At 46.6% G+C, this 14,988-nt stretch carries 11 protein-coding genes; 7 read left to right on the plus strand and 4 right to left on the minus strand.

Features of this window, described 5'->3' with window-relative positions; genetic code table 11:
- Both Q7A_RS09395 and Q7A_RS09400 read left to right on the plus strand, forming a co-directional pair.
- Positions 1 to 723, plus strand: a complete 723-nt coding sequence (locus Q7A_RS09395) for a hypothetical protein (RefSeq protein ID WP_014707112.1) — start codon at positions 1 to 3, stop codon at positions 721 to 723.
- Between the two features lie 41 nt (positions 724 to 764).
- Positions 765 to 1,364 (plus strand): class I SAM-dependent methyltransferase, encoded by a 600-nt coding sequence (locus tag Q7A_RS09400; RefSeq protein ID WP_014707113.1) that lies wholly within the window; start codon positions 765 to 767, stop codon positions 1,362 to 1,364.
- Here Q7A_RS09400 and Q7A_RS09405 read toward each other — a convergent pair.
- Entirely contained in the window at positions 1,354 to 1,932 is a 579-nt protein-coding gene (locus Q7A_RS09405; protein WP_014707114.1) for a YigZ family protein, read from the minus strand. The genes Q7A_RS09400 and Q7A_RS09405 overlap by 11 nt on opposite strands.
- 111 nt (positions 1,933 to 2,043) lie before the next feature.
- On the opposite strand from Q7A_RS09405, the gene rapA reads away from it, so the two are divergent.
- From rapA to Q7A_RS09425, 4 genes are read left to right on the plus strand one after another with little or no spacing between them, the layout of a single operon-like run.
- Positions 2,044 to 4,902 carry an RNA polymerase-associated protein RapA gene (gene rapA / locus Q7A_RS09410; protein WP_014707115.1) on the plus strand — a complete coding sequence of 953 codons (2,859 nt, stop codon included), beginning with the start codon at positions 2,044 to 2,046 and terminating at the stop codon, positions 4,900 to 4,902.
- A 40-nt stretch (positions 4,903 to 4,942) separates the two neighbouring features.
- Positions 4,943 to 6,175 (plus strand): efflux RND transporter periplasmic adaptor subunit, encoded by a 1,233-nt coding sequence (locus tag Q7A_RS09415; protein ID WP_014707116.1) that lies wholly within the window; start codon positions 4,943 to 4,945, stop codon positions 6,173 to 6,175.
- The gene (locus Q7A_RS09420) at positions 6,168 to 9,305 is read left to right on the plus strand and encodes an efflux RND transporter permease subunit (RefSeq protein ID WP_014707117.1); all 3,138 of its coding nucleotides are present in this window, start codon (positions 6,168 to 6,170) and stop codon (positions 9,303 to 9,305) included. Before Q7A_RS09415 ends, Q7A_RS09420 begins: the two co-directional genes overlap by 8 nt.
- A gap of 10 nt (positions 9,306 to 9,315) precedes the next feature.
- Entirely contained in the window at positions 9,316 to 10,536 is a 1,221-nt protein-coding gene (locus Q7A_RS09425; protein WP_014707118.1) for a TolC family protein, read from the plus strand.
- Between the two features lie 15 nt (positions 10,537 to 10,551).
- Here the strand turns inward: Q7A_RS09425 and Q7A_RS09430 are convergent, their stop codons facing one another.
- Together Q7A_RS09430 and Q7A_RS09435 are read right to left on the minus strand one after the other, a co-directional pair.
- Positions 10,552 to 11,220, minus strand: a complete 669-nt coding sequence (locus tag Q7A_RS09430; protein ID WP_014707119.1) for a transglutaminase-like cysteine peptidase — start codon at positions 11,218 to 11,220, stop codon at positions 10,552 to 10,554.
- A gap of 3 nt (positions 11,221 to 11,223) precedes the next feature.
- The gene (locus Q7A_RS09435; protein WP_041355115.1) at positions 11,224 to 13,125 is read right to left on the minus strand and encodes a bifunctional diguanylate cyclase/phosphodiesterase; all 1,902 of its coding nucleotides are present in this window, start codon (positions 13,123 to 13,125) and stop codon (positions 11,224 to 11,226) included.
- 222 nt (positions 13,126 to 13,347) lie between these two features.
- Here Q7A_RS09435 and Q7A_RS09440 point away from each other — a divergent pair, with 222 nt between their 5' ends.
- On the plus strand, positions 13,348 to 14,256 hold the full coding sequence (locus tag Q7A_RS09440; RefSeq protein ID WP_331231969.1) for an AEC family transporter: 909 nt from the start codon (positions 13,348 to 13,350) through the stop codon (positions 14,254 to 14,256).
- Here the strand turns inward: Q7A_RS09440 and Q7A_RS09445 are convergent.
- A complete protein-coding gene (locus Q7A_RS09445) occupies positions 14,241 to 14,987 on the minus strand; it encodes a competence/damage-inducible protein A (RefSeq protein ID WP_014707122.1) in 747 nt (248 codons plus the stop codon). The two genes, Q7A_RS09440 and Q7A_RS09445, sit on opposite strands and share 16 nt — an antisense overlap.
- Between the last annotated feature and the right edge of the window lies 1 nt (position 14,988).

Here is a 14,988-nt window from a genome sequence, read left to right on the forward strand (position 1 = left end):
ATGAATAAGAGTTTATTAACCAATCTCTGCGCGGCCGCAGTGATTGGCGTAGGTTTATTGTTGGATACACCTTGGCGTGAACCGGTTTTATCCATGGGAATGTTTGCCTTGGCAGGAGGGATAACGAACTGGCTGGCCATTCATATGCTGTTTGAAAAAGTGCCGGGATTGTATGGATCCGGTGTTATTACAGCGCGCTTTAGTGAGTTTCGCACGGCGATTGAAAAACTGGTGATGGAACAGTTCTTCAATCAGCAAAGTCTGGATCGTTTTGTCAGCGAAATGCTCGATGATAAGCGTGACCATCAACTCGATTTTTCCGAAATCATCGATCAAACTGACCTGAATCCGGTGTTTGATAATCTGGTGGCCACCATTATGGAATCATCATTTGGCAGCATGTTATCAATGGTTGGCGGTGCCAAGGCGCTTAATCCACTGAAAGAACCGTTTGTTCGTAAAATGCAGCACTCATTGAATGATATTGCCCATAGCGAACATTTTCAGCAGCATCTGCGAGAAAAGCTCAGCAGTGGGCCAGTCAGTGATGATTTATATCGGCAGATTTACGCTATTGTCCATAGTCGCCTGGAAGAACTGACACCCTTAATGGTCAAGCAGATGATTCAGGATCTGATTCGTCAGCATTTGGGCTGGCTCGTCGTCTGGGGTGGCGTGTTTGGTGGTTTGATAGGATTGCTGACCAGCTTTTTACCGTTGTGACCCCGTGGATCGAGAATAATTGTCGCTTATGTGCCGCGCCAGTGACGTTTTATCAAAACTGGCGCGGTCGCGATTACTGGCAATGCGATGAATGTCATGCTGTGCAGATGGATAAACAGCATTTGCCAGATACGGAAAGCGAAACAGCGTTATACCTGACCCATGAAAATGATGTTGATGATCCACGATATCAGCAATTTGTCTCACCCATCACCGAGGCTATTCTAAGCCAAATTACCTCTGACAAAATCGGTCTGGATTTTGGGGCGGGGCCTGGACCTGTTATCAGTAAAATCATTACTGAAAAAGGCTATCAGACAAAGCTGTATGATCCGGTTTTTCATCCGGATAACAGCGTGTTATCCGAGCAATATGATTTTATTATCTGTTGCGAAGTTATTGAACATTTTCATCAACCGGCGGTGGAATTCGCCCGGCTTAAATCGTTGTTAAATCCAGGTGGTAAATTGTTTTGCATGACTCAACTATTTGAGAACAGCATTGATTTCGCCAAATGGCATTACAAAAACGATATGACCCATGTGTTTTTCTATCATCGCAATAGCCTGAATTTCATTGAGCAACAATTTGCTTTCAGTACCATTGAAATTAACCAGCGTTTGATAACGTTTACGAACTGAATTGTTCGCGAATTGCGACAAGATGCTCAGCGGGCAATTCAATTACCACTCTGACCATATCGGTAAATTGCTGATCGACAATTCGTCCTTTGATCTGTTTAAGCTGATATTCCAGCATTTGTAACTGGCTGTAATCAATCTTTAAGCTGAGTTGCGCCATTTCTACCCAGGGAAGCTTGCCGGCCGCATCGATGGCTTGTTTGGCGGCATTTCCATAAGCTCGGGTCAAACCTCCTGTGCCTAATTTAACCCCGCCAAAATAACGAATGACCGCCACAACCGTATTAATCAGGTCTTCACCCTGTAACGGTGACAGAATGGGTCGGCCTGCAGTACCGGAGGGTTCGCCGGCATCAAAAAAACGTTCGGTGATAAACCCTTCCGCTGCGCGGATCCGCCAGGCAAAGGCCAGATGATTTGCAGAAGAATGTTGGGCAGCCAATTGCCGAAGCTGTTTTAAAGCCGATTGTTCACTGTCACAGTGCATGGCCACACCAATAAACCGCGATTTTTTGATTTCCGATTCGCTGATTGAAGGAGTGCGAAGTATAAAAAACTGGCTGGACATCTTATTTACTATAGGAAAATACAGCCTGACAATTTACCATATCGGCATATTTTGCTCGCCTGTCAGGTTGGGCAATGTCTAAATTCATCGCAATTAATCAGGTAGCACAGTTTGTCAGAAATAAGTTTTGCAGTTGGCCAACGTTGGGTCAGTAACAGCGAGGCCGAGTTAGGTCTGGGTATCATCATTGAAGTCACCGGAAGACGAATTGAAATTTCCTTTCCGGCTGCCGAAGAGCAGCGCAGTTATGCGGCCAATAATGCGCCGCTGAGTCGGGTTGATTATCCGCTCGGTGAACAGGTGAAAACGCGTACCGGAGAACGTTTTACTATCAATGAAAAGCATCCATTAAATGGTTGTTTTGTTTATCAAGGTGAGACTGAAAACGGTGAATCCATCAGCATTCATGAAATGGATTTGGATAGTTTTGTGCAGTTCAGTCAGGCCACAGACCGCCTGTTTGCCGGTCAGATAGACAAAAACCGCAAGTTTCAACTACGTCTCCGTACTCATCAATATTTCCATCGTTTGCATCAATCACCAGTATTTGGTCTGTTAGGTGCTCGGGTGCAATGTCTGCCGCATCAGTTTTACATTGCCTCACAAATGACCAACCGCATTTCTAGCAGAGTTTTACTGGCCGATGAAGTTGGCTTGGGGAAAACCATTGAAGCCGGCTTGATTATGCATCAGCAAATCATGCAGGGTCGGGCCAGTCGTGTATTGGTGATCGTTCCCTCAGCATTGGTGCATCAGTGGTTGGTGGAAATGCTGCGACGGTTTAATCTGGCTTTTACAGTGATTGATGCCGAACGTTACGAAGCGCTGGTTGAACTAGACGAGGGCAATGCCTTTGATAGTGCACAATTAGTTTTAACTGATTTACAGACGCTGGAAAATCATCCTGAAATGCAAACAGATGTGTTGCAGGCAAGCTGGGATATGTTGGTAGTGGACGAGGCGCATCATCTGCAATGGCATGAAGATCAGAGCAGTGAAGGCTATCAACTGGTGGAAAAGCTGGCCGCACAGATTGCCTCAGTTTTATTGTTAACCGCTACACCTGAACAGTTAGGTATGGACAGTCACTTTGCTCGTCTGAAGTTACTGGATCCGGATCGCTATTATGACTTGGCGCAATTTCGTGAAGAACAGCAGCATTATCAGCAAATCAGTCTGTTACTGGATCAACTGATGGCGGTTGAATCCGCCAGTGATTTCGATAAAAACAAAAGTTTAAAAGCCCAATTAAAACCTTATTTGGATGATGAGTTGTTATCTGCACTGGCTGAAAGTGATGAATTTGCAGCAGCACGTGAACAGGCTAAACAACGGTTTCTTGACCAATTCGGTACCGGGCGGATTTTATTCCGTAATACCCGCGATACGGTTAAAGGGTTTCCTGAGCGGCAGTTAACATCTTATCCACTGGAGTTTCCAGAGCAGTTTTTGCCGGAAACCAACAGCGAGCTTACTCACTTGGTACAACCCGAAACACTTTTAGGTGAAGACTGGCTGGAGCTGGATCCGCGGGTTGAATGGTTGGTGAGCTGGCTGAAACAGCACCGTGGTGAAAAGACCTTATTAATTACTGCCAATGCTGAAACCGCAAAAGAGTTGGAATTACATCTGCGTCTGCAACATGGGGTGCGAAGCGCCGTATTTCATGAACAGATGACGTTAATTACCCGCGATCGTGCTGCGGCTTTTTTTGCTGATGATGAAGAGGGCGCACAGATTCTGATCTGCTCGGAAATTGGCAGTGAAGGCCGTAACTTCCAGTTCTGTTCGTATCTGGTGTTATTTGATTTACCGCTCAATCCCGATTTGCTGGAACAGCGCATTGGGCGACTGGATCGTATCGGCCAGCGTAATACCGTCAATATCGTGCTGCCGTTTTATCAGGATACTGCTCAGCAATTGTTGCTGGACTGGTATCAGCAGGGTTTAAATGCGTTTGAATCGGTTTGTAAAACCGGTGCCGCATTACGTGAGCAATTTGCTGATCAGCTGGAGCAGTGCCTAAGGCATCCCGAAGACAAAAAAGCCTTTGCCAAATTGCTTAAGGATACTCAAAAGGCAGAACAGCAATTACGCGAAAGTCTCAGTCAGGGCAGGGACCGACTGCTCACATTGAATTCCTATGATGAAGCCGCGGCAAAAGAGATCCTGATGCAGGTAGACGATGCCAGCAGCCCATTGGAACTGGCTGCTTTTATGGATGATTTCTTTGATGCTTACGGTGTGGAGCAACAGGCTCACAGCGCTGACAGTATTATATTGCAGCGTGGTGATGAGTTACGTAGTGATGAAATTGATCTGCCAGAAGACGGTTTAACAGCCACTTATCAGCGTGCCAGAGCATTATCCCGCGAGGATATGGCGTTTCTGAGCTGGGAGCATCCATTGGTGTTGTCGGCAATGGATGCGGTGATCAGTTCTGATCTGGGCAATACCGCATTCTGTCAGTTAAAAAGTAATCTGGTGCCCGCCGGAAGTCTGTTACTTGAAGTCGCCTTTGTGATGCATTGTCCTGCACCGAAGCAGTTTAATATTACGCGGTATATTCCGGAATCGTACCTGCGAATTGTTATAGACGAGAATGGCCGGTGTTTTGAAGAACAGTTGCCGGAGCAGGAAATGAATCAGCAAGCTGGTCGCATTCCCAAACATACTGCTCAGCAGATGGTGCAGGTCGCCAGATCCCGAATCGATAACTTAATTGACACTAGTAAAAAAATGGCAGACAACCATCAAAAACAGTTAATTGAACAGGCTATCCGTAAAATGACCGAACTGACCGACCATGAATTGAATCGTCTGCAGCATCTTGCTGAACAAAATACCCATATCAAGCCAGTAGAAATTGAAGCGCTGCAGTCGCAACAGCAACAGCTGCAACAGTATTTGCATCAGGCCGAACTGAAATTGGATGCTTTACGCTTAATCATCGTGACAGAAGCGGAGTGATCTGCCAAAGTCACCAATGAAAATTTAACGGAGTAGGGTTTTGATTAAACGTTTGTTACCCCCTTTGCTGGTCGTGGCATTGGCCATCGTAATATTCAGTACGTTAATCAGTACCCGTCCCCAGGCTCCGGTTCAGGATCGTCCGGTACAGGGTGTCTTGGTTGAGACCCAGACGATTGATTTTGCCGCATTATCACCAACATTAACGTTGTATGGTCGTCTTGAAGCGCCGCAAATGGCTAATTTGCGAGCTGCTGTTACCGCAGATGTCGCTGAGGTTTATGTGTTTGATGGCGAATATGTTGAACAGGGTGATGTGCTGATTGAACTGGATCCTCGAGAAGCGCAATTGGCGGTCGAGCAGGCTGCTGCCGAACTGGCATTGATTGATGCACAGATCGACGCAGAAAAGTCGCAACTTCAACGCAATCAAGCCTTGTTAGGTACACAACAGCAATTAGTTGATCTGGCCAAAGCGGCAGTGAATCGTGCCGAAAAGTTGCAACAGAGCCAGTTGTCGTCACAGGCTTTATTGGATGAGTCAATCTCCTTACAGGCGCAACAAAGCCTGGAGCTTAAACAACGGCAATTTGATATTCAGGATCATCCCATTCGAATTGCCCAGCTTCAGGCAAACCGTCAACAGGCTCAGGCACAACTGGACCGTGCAGAACTGGATCTGAGTCGTACCGTTATCGAAGCGCCATTTTCAGGTCGAATCACTAATCGGCAAATTGCCAAGGGCGACAGGGTGCAGATCGGTGATGCTTTAATGACACTTTATGATATGCAGCAACTGGAATTGCGTGCATCCATTCCGCAGCGTTATCTGATGGATATTTATTCAGTACTTGAAACACAGCGTTTGACCGCCACCGCAGACGTTTCCGGTCAGCAATATGAATTTGAATTACAACGCCTCAGCGGTGAAGTGAATGCCAATGTCGCAGGACGAGATGGCCTGTTCCGTCTGCAAGGTGATCCGGGGCCCTTGGCCGCAGGACAGTTTGTCAGCGCCCAACTGGATTTGCCTGTTCGGCAGGATACTGTAGCCATTCCTTACAGTGCTTTATATGGTTTGGATCGGGTTTATCGGGTTCGTAATAACCAGCTTGAAGCGGTGCACGTCAGCAAAATCGGTGATTATTCCGATCAGGATGGCAAAAGCCGCTTGCTGATTCAAAGCGACGCTTTGCAACAAGGCGATAGGATTATTGTTACTCAATTGCCTAATGCTATCAATGGGTTATCCGTAAGTATTAAAGATGAATAATACGGTGAAACGTGACTTTATTGGTGTCTTTGCCCAACATCGGGTTGCGGCCAATCTGTTGATGATGGTGATGATCCTCGCCGGGGTTCTGTCATTAAATCGTATTAACACTCAGTTTTTCCCGACCTTTGCTCTGGATATTATCAGCGTCAGTATTGAATGGCGTGGTGCCAGTGCCGAGGACGTTGCTGAGTCGATTACCCGTCAAGTGGAGCAGGAACTTCGCAGTGTTGATTATGTGAAAAAGATGACCTCAACCTCATCTTACGGTATGGCACGGGTCACGCTTGAATTTGTTGAAAAAAGCGATATGGGACAGGCGCTGGATCAGGTCAAGGATCGAATTGCTCAGATCCGCAATTTACCCACGGATAGTGAAGAGCCTGAAGTCACCCTGGTCACCAATTATGAGAGTGTGGCGCGCATTCTGATCACCAGTGAAACCGGCGACTTGGCCTCCTTGCGTTACCTTGCACATGATATTGAGCATGAGTTGCTGGACCGTGGTATCTCGCGGATCAATATCAGCGGATTACCGCTTGAAGAAATAGCCATTCAGCTGGATAAAACCAAATTGGAAGCATTGGGACTGGATCTGGATGAGGTTGCTGATCGTATTGCCCAGCTGAGTCAGGATTTACCCGCCGGTGAAATAGGCAATGATGAAAGCACACGGCAGATCCGCAGTCTGGATCAGGGGCGTGATGTGCAGGCTTTTGCTGAATTTCCGGTTCAGTCCGATTTCGCCAATGGATTAGTGAAACTGGAAGATGTGGCAACAATTGAGCGTCGGCCTTTACGTAAACAGATGAATCTGTTTTATCAGGGACAACCCGCCATTGAACTGGAGTTACAACGCACTGAAAATGCTGATTCGTTGGAAAGCGCACGGGTGCTTGAAAAATGGCTGGATGAAAAAGCCGGAACACTACCTGATGGCGTTGAGCTCAAAGTCTATGATGCCAGCTGGCAACTGATTAAAGAGCGGATCAATCTACTGTTAAAAAACGGTCTGGGCGGATTATTGCTGGTATTGGGCATTCTGTTTCTATTCCTGCATGGGCGCGTCGCATTCTGGGTAGCGGTCGGTATACCGGTTTCCTTTATGGCGGCCATAGCGGTGTTATATGCATTGGGCGGCAGTATTAATATGATCAGCCTGTTTGGTCTGATCATGTCGCTGGGGATTATTGTTGATGATGCCATCGTGGTCGGGGAAGATGCATTTGCCCATTATCAGAGTGGTGAACCATCACTGACAGCATCGGAAGGTGGTGCCAGACGCATGTTGGCACCGATTTTATCTTCTTCGCTGACCACCATTTCTTCATTTATTCCATTAATGCTTATCAGTGGTGTGATTGGTAATATTCTGTTTGATATTCCGTTTGTAGTGATTTGTGTGATTATCGCCTCATTGATTGAGTGTTTTCTGATCCTGCCCGGGCATCTGCGCCATAGTTTTCAAAATATTCATCATGCCAAGCCTTCGGCCATACGTGCACGACTGGATAATGCTTTCAATTATCTGCGTGACGATCTTTTCCGTCCATTGGTCACCAATGCGGTAAAAAATCGTGGCTTAACGGTGAGTATTGCCATGGCGTTACTGATCATCAGTTTTGGTTTGCTGGCAGGTGGTCGCATCAGTTTTAACTTTTTCCCATCCCCTGAAGGCACCACGGTGTTAGCCAATGCCCGTTTTGTTGCTGGAACGCCGCGCAGTGAGTCTGATAAATTTCTGCAACATCTCACGGCGACATTGCAGCAAACTGATCAGCAATGGGACCAGCCATTGGTTGATGTCGCCACCAGCAAGCTGGGCGCGGCGGGCACTGCCGGAGGAATGTCTGCCGCTCAGGTTGATGATCGGTTTGCCTCAATACAGGTTGAACTGACCTCACCAGATCAACGTGATGTTCGCAATCAGACCTTTATTAATGCCTGGCGCGAGAAGATCGTTATGCCTGCGGGCATTGAAACCTTCACCATATCGGAACGTCGCGGTGGACCACCGGGTAGTGATATTGATATTCGGCTCACCGGCGGCACTACCGATAACCTAAAAGCTGCTGCCACTGAGGTTATTGAAGTATTACAGCGTTATCCCGGCGTGAGTGCGATTGAGGATGATTTGCCTTATGGTCAATCACAGTTGATTTATCGCCTCAAAGAGCAGGGCGAGGTGTTGGGGTTAACGGTAGAAAACGTTGGCAGACAATTACGCTCGGCTTACGACGGACGTCTGGTACAGATTTTTCAGGATGGTGATGATGAAGTTGAAGTTCGGGTGATGTTTCCAGATAGCCAGCGAAATACTCAGGCCTCACTCGACGATTTTATGATCCGCCTGCCAGATGGTGGCAGTGTGCCGCTGGACTCAGTGGTGCACTTTGACGCTCGGCGCGGCTTTGATGTGTTGCGGCATACTGATACTCGACTGGCGGTACATGTCACGGCAACCGTAGACAGTCAGGTCACCAATAACAACAATATTCTGGCGGATTTACAGGAAGAATTTCTACCTGATTTGATGGCGCGTTATGGCATCCAGGTAGTTTTTGAGGGCAGGGCAGAAGAACAGGCCGATACCATTGGTGATATGAAGCAGGGCACACTGCTGGCCTTTGCGTTAATCTATATCATTCTGGCCTGGGTATTTGCATCGTATGGCTGGCCGCTAGTGGTAATGACTGCCATTCCATTTGGTCTGATTGGGGCGCTGGTCGGCCATTGGTTACTCAATATCGATCTGACCATTCTGTCGTTATTCGGCATCTTTGGGCTGTCGGGCATCGTGGTCAATAATGCGATTATTCTGGTGACCTTTTTCAAAAACCTGCGGGAAAAAGGCCTGGAGACCCAAAATGCCATTATTGAAGCCTCGGTTTTACGGTTAAGGGCAGTATTATTGACTTCTTTAACCACTATTGGCGGGCTCACGCCATTACTATTTGAAACATCGCCTCAGGCGCAGTTTTTGATTCCAATGGCTGTATCGATTTCGTTTGGTTTGATGTTTGCCACGGTGTTAGTGTTACTGGTCATTCCGGCATTATTGTCGTTCCATGAAAGCATTGCCGAAAATTTTGCCAAACTTCGTCACGGCAAGACTCAAACCACCGAATAAGGGGTAGAACATGAAACTGCGTATGCTGTGTTTATTATTCGGACTGAGCTCAAGTTTGTTCAGTTATTCCGTTAATGCTGAGGAAGCGGATCCCATCACGCTGAAAACACTGACGGATTACGTTTACAGCCAGCACCCTGCCAGACAAGCTGAATCCAGCATGGATGCGCTGGCACAAAGTCGTGCAGATCTTGCTGGCAAAATATTTGCCGAGCCTTTAAGTTTATCGGTAAATCATTTTAATGATGTCATTGGTAGTGGTGAGGGGCTGCAGGAATGGGAATCTTCAGTAGAAATGCCGATTTGGCTACCCGGTGAGAAGCGTCAACAACAGAATCTGTCGCGCCATCTGGCCGCAGAACTGCCTTACTATCAACAACGGATTCGCCTTGATGCCTCGGCACAGGTAAGACGTCATGTCTGGCTAGTGATGCTTTCTGCAGTCAAAGTTCGCCATGCCGAAACATTACGGGACAATGCCCGAAACTTGCTAAAGAATGTTGAAAATCGGGTAGAGGGGGGAGATTTAGCCAGCTCAGAAGCTCTGCTGGCAAAAAGTCATCATCTGGAAATGCAGTCTCAATTGGCTTCAGCAAAGATGGATTTGCAAAAAAGCTTAAATCAGTACCAGTACCTGACCGGACAGCAGGTATTACCCGATGTGATTGAAGAAAACTTACCGGCGTCGACTGAAATTGATAAAGCCCATCCGTTATTAGCTGAGTTGGAGCAACAAATTGCCCGACAACGCAGTGAAATGGCTAATGCGCGGTATGACAATGTGCAGCATCCCAGCCTGTCTGTTGGAGTCAAACGTGAACGGGATGAACATGCCGATCCCTACAACAACAGCGTTGGTGTGGGCGTCAGCTTTGCCTTGAACGATAAACAATATCAGCAACCGGCTATTGCACAGGCCAGCCGGCAGTTAGCCGATTTGCAGATTGCCCAGCAGCAACAGAAACGTCAGCTTGAAGCTGACTTGCTTGCCGCGATGGATACCCTTAAAACGTTGCAACAGAGACAGACGCTATTGAAAGAACAATATGCGGTCAGTCAGCAATATGTTGATATGCAACAACGCAGTTTTGATATGGGTGGAGTGGATTTAACCAGTTTTTTACGTAGTCAGGAAGTTGCTGATAAACATCGTCACCAACTACTGCAACTGGAAATCGAAATTCAACAACAGATTGCACAGATTAATCAGATTGCCGGACGTACTCTGTAACAAAAAACGTTATCTTCAATCCGCAACGGTTTCGGCCCGCATTCTGGCAGCTAAGTCTTCCCACAATGATAAGCGTGAGGCATCACCTACCCGTTGTCCTTCGCCACGGGATTTGGCCAGCCATAACCCTGTGCCATTAAAACTGTAAACAGGTGTCAGATCCTGACGACGACTAGCCGGTTGAATTTCATTAATCAGATTGTCCAGTACCAGCGGAATGGCACGTTTATTTTCAAAATAGGTTAAAACCATATGTGCCTGATTCAGGTCAATGGCTTTAACATAAGTGATTCGCAGTTTATCTTCATCCACACCGAGCTGTTTCAGAGTGAAGTATTTGGCAATGGAATAATCTTCACAGTCACCCGCACCAATGGAAAGCATTTCAATCGGCGTAGCCCAGTAATCCTCTTTATCCCATAACAAAATATCATCAACAAACAGGACATTACTGTTAAAAAAATCGTTCACTACCGCGAGTTTTTCCCGCTCTGTTAAATCCTGATTTTCCTGCATCAATATTTGCCAGGCTTCAACGCGTTGTCTGGCATCGCTATCGTATTCATTTTCAATTCGTTGCAATAACGCTTCTGAAATCAGCAATTCTGCCAGCAACGGAACAGAAAACGGCAGCCACCAGACCAGCAATAAGATTAATACAACAGGTTTTAGCCGAAGCAACATTGATTAACGACTAATACCGAACAAGCCAGCCTGTTGCAACCAGAGAAAGTCTTGTTCGTCTTTTGCACTTTCTGCCAATACTCTTACTTCCAGTAAGCGGGCAATTTCCTGAATGATATCGAGCAAGTCCGGTTTATTGGTATTACTACGGATATCTGTGGTCAGATCGCGTGCCAGGCGAATGTAATCAATATGCAGATCTTTCAAAAGATTCACCGGAATCACATCACTGCTATAACGTTTTAATAAACTGTGAGCGCCTAACTGTCTGACAAAGATGCTGAAATTGGTGAATGTATCCAGATCTTTGGCCGCAGCATAAGCGGTCACACTAAAAGCTAACAGGGCAGGTGATAAGCCTGATTGAATCACTGCTTTGCCAAGCCATTGACGAAAGTCTGCTGAAGCAATTGATGCCAGAGAAAGGTTGATTGTGACCGGGGCTGGATTGGACTCTTTGGCCATTAAGTCCAACACCTTTTGCACAATATGTTTGTCCAGCGTTTCAACCAGATCAAAAGCCTCAGCCATTGAGAAGAAGGTACCAATGGGCAGCAAATCACCGTTTGCATCGCGAACTTCGGTAAAGGCTTCCCGCATTACCAGGTGGGGTTTTGCCTTATCACTGTAGTTGTAAGCCTGGTTGGTAAAGGTAATCATCGCCGAATCTGTATTAATCACCTGTTCGATAGTCGCTTTCCAGCTCATTTCAGTCATTGAGCTTAAGGTGTTTTCCTTAATGTAGAAAGCATTGGCCTCAATCAACCGTGCTTGCTCGTAGGCCTCAATCAAGGCTGGCATCAGTCGTTCAATTTCACTGCTGCGTTCGTAGGAAACAATCCCCATATGCAGCAAGTCGCTATGCTCATATTGTTGACCCAGTTCGCTGGCCAGAGCCTGAATATGTTCGGCAATCTGAGTTATATCCTCGATATTGCTATCGGTTGTCTGAACAGCAAATTCTGATCCGTACCAGCGATAATTGCGCACATTGGCAAAGGGTAATTGTTGCAACTGGCTGGCAAAATCTATCAGCAATGCATCAACTGCATTTTTGCCCTGATTTTTCACCACTGCGCTCAAGTCATCGAATTTGATGTAGATAACATGGCCGAACTCGCCAATGGAGAGCGCCTGTTTTATATCGACATTGAACATTTGCTGATTTAATAAGTTTGTCAGGGGATCACGATTCAAATTGTCATTGAGCTTATCAAGTCGCAAATTCAGGTGATGAATGGTTTTGCCAATTTTGGTTGACATGCTGTTCATGGATTTGGCGACTGAGCGTACTTCTCTGGTCCAGGGTAAATTTTCAATAACGGTAAATTTCCCTGCAGAAATATCATTTGCCTGTTCAGTTATGGCTTTTAATGGGCGTAAGGTCATTCTCAGCACCACCAACAACAGCAAAATCGCGCCTAGCAGAATTAACAATGAAAATTTGAGTGTGGATTTAAATTGTTCGTATAGCTTGAGGTAACCATAACCAGGATTACTGGTGACTTGCAGGGTACCAGCAATATTCCAGCCGGTACTGAGTTCACTGACAGCAGTGGCGGTTTCGATGGGAAAAAACCGGATCAGCCAGCTGGGTACACCACGCACTTCATCGGGATTGGTCAGCCGAATCAATTCATTGCCATCCACATCCAGTAACCGCATTTCCTTGTAATAACCGGTATCAAAAATTGCGTTCATCATGGTCCGTAAAATCGGATCAGTCTCATCAGCCATATGCGGGCTGAGTGATAAACCAAGTGAGGTTGCGGTGTCCTGTACATGCACTTCCGATTCGCCCTGCAGATAACTACGGATATTGTCCATGCTCATGACAAAATTTACTGAGAACACAATCAGAAAAATCAGTGTTAGCAAGATAAGTAATTGTTTTGATAAAGACATAAGAAACAACCTCATTATGAAAGGTATCATCAGGCTGGAGTCAGCATGAGACAGCTGTTTTACAGCATCATCCAGTAATCGGGCTAACATTACCTGTGCAACTGCCGTCAGGCAAGCTAAATCCAGCACCATGCAAGCAAAGCAATTGACTTTTGGCTTTTGTTATCAGTGACCGATTGATACGATCACCTGTCCTCCATTCAAGGTAGTCTTCCGATGTTTATGGTGTTGGCGCAAATGGCCGTATTAATTGCCTGTGGTGCACTATGGCAGGCTTTGGCCCCCAGACACATCCCGGCGCTGGCTCATCGCCGGGCACTGACCGATCTGGTGTTTTATATTCTGTTGCCAGCCATGGTGATTGATGTGATCTGGCAAGCGCCACTGGATATCACTTCAATGAAGATATCGCTGTTGGCAATGAGTGGTCTGGCGACAGCAGCCTTGTCTATATGGCTGGTATTAAAAGTGATTCCGGTGACCAATGCCCAAAAGGGCGCGTTGATCCTGGCGGCAACTTTTCCCAACGTCACCTATCTTGGCCTGCCAGTGTTGGATCAGGTGCTTGGCAGCTGGTCGAATGCTATTATCCTGCAATACGATTTATTTGCCTGTACACCGGTGTTAATGACGGTCGGGATGCTAGTGGCCGAATATTACGGCAGTCACGATCAGTCAGCGCACCCATTAAAAAGCATGCTGAAGATCCCGCCTTTATGGGCAGTGACCATTGCAGTGCTATTAAATTTGCTTAATGTGGAACGCCCTGAGTTTATTCATTCTGCCTTACAAACGCTTTCAGGTGGCGTGGTGCCTCTAATGCTGATAGCACTGGGGATGAGCATTCGGTGGCAGAGCCTGCGATTGAACCTGTTACCACTATTACTACCAGTGGCAGCAATTACCTTATTTATGGCGCCAGCGGGTGTTTGGCTGTTGACTCAGGTCCTGAGCTTGCCGACCGATATTATGACTACGGTGATATTATCAGCTGCCATGCCGACGATGGTATTTGGGATTGTGATCTGTGAACGCTACGGTTTGGATACATCGCTTTACGCGGCAGCAGTGACATTAACGACCGTGCTCTGCATGGCGAGTTTACCGCTATGGTTTTACTGGATTAACTGATTGGACCAGACAAAACCGGCTTGATCAACAGCCTGTTTAATAAATTGCATGGCTTGTTCAACCTGATCCAAATCCCCACGCAGACTGAATTCGATATGGGGGGGGTCACCGAGATGAGGCAGACTGGATAATTTCAGAAGTGGATAATCGTTAACAATCTGATTCATTACCGGTAACAAATCCGACTCACGTCCACGTTGTACAAAAATAGTCTGCTCCGTGGCAGGACGTTGATTTTTTAAATGTGGATATAAATTATCTAAAACCCACTCCACCATCGGCCAGGCCATCTCCGGAAAGCCCGGTGTAAAGTGATGATTTGCATAAGAAAATCCCGGTATGCGATTGATTGTATTAGGAATTGTTCTCGATCCTTCTGGCAGGTAGCCCATCAATATACGGTTGGGATAAGCATCTTTACCAAAACACGCCTCGATTTCAGCAGTTGCCTCAGGGTGAGGGATTAACGGTACATCGGCAATTTTGGCGACTGTCTGGCGGGTTCTGTCATCGGGCGTTGCACCGATTCCACCGAAGCTGAACACCAGATCTTCACTGCTCATGCTGTAACGCAAAGCCCGTTCAAGTTGTTGTGGATCATCGCCAACAATCAAGGTCCAGCTGAGTTCAAGACCGCGTTTGGCCAGCATGATTTGCAATTGATTGAAATGCTTGTCCTGACGTTTACCGCTGAGAATTTCATCACCAATTATGACCGCACCAATATGCATA

Origin of the sequence: Methylophaga nitratireducenticrescens, from assembly GCF_000260985.4 — a bacterium.
Taxonomy (GTDB): domain Bacteria; phylum Pseudomonadota; class Gammaproteobacteria; order Nitrosococcales; family Methylophagaceae; genus Methylophaga; species Methylophaga nitratireducenticrescens.

What these genes read in the sequence shown, in the direction of transcription:
- Q7A_RS09395 (WP_014707112.1), top strand. Translation starts at nt 1, where the DNA reads ATGAATAAGAGTTTATTAACCAATCTCTGCGCGGCCGCAGTGATTGGC.
- Q7A_RS09405 (WP_014707114.1), bottom strand. Translation starts at nt 1,932, where the DNA reads ATGTCCAGCCAGTTTTTTATACTTCGCACTCCTTCAATCAGCGAATCG.
- Q7A_RS09420 (WP_014707117.1), top strand. Translation starts at nt 6,168, where the DNA reads ATGAATAATACGGTGAAACGTGACTTTATTGGTGTCTTTGCCCAACAT.
- Q7A_RS09425 (WP_014707118.1), top strand. Translation starts at nt 9,316, where the DNA reads ATGAAACTGCGTATGCTGTGTTTATTATTCGGACTGAGCTCAAGTTTG.
- Q7A_RS09430 (WP_014707119.1), bottom strand. Translation starts at nt 11,220, where the DNA reads ATGTTGCTTCGGCTAAAACCTGTTGTATTAATCTTATTGCTGGTCTGG.
- Q7A_RS09435 (WP_041355115.1), bottom strand. Translation starts at nt 13,125, where the DNA reads ATGTCTTTATCAAAACAATTACTTATCTTGCTAACACTGATTTTTCTG.
- Q7A_RS09440 (WP_331231969.1), top strand. Translation starts at nt 13,348, where the DNA reads ATGGTGTTGGCGCAAATGGCCGTATTAATTGCCTGTGGTGCACTATGG.
- Q7A_RS09445 (WP_014707122.1), bottom strand. Translation starts at nt 14,987, where the DNA reads ATGCATATTGGTGCGGTCATAATTGGTGATGAAATTCTCAGCGGTAAA.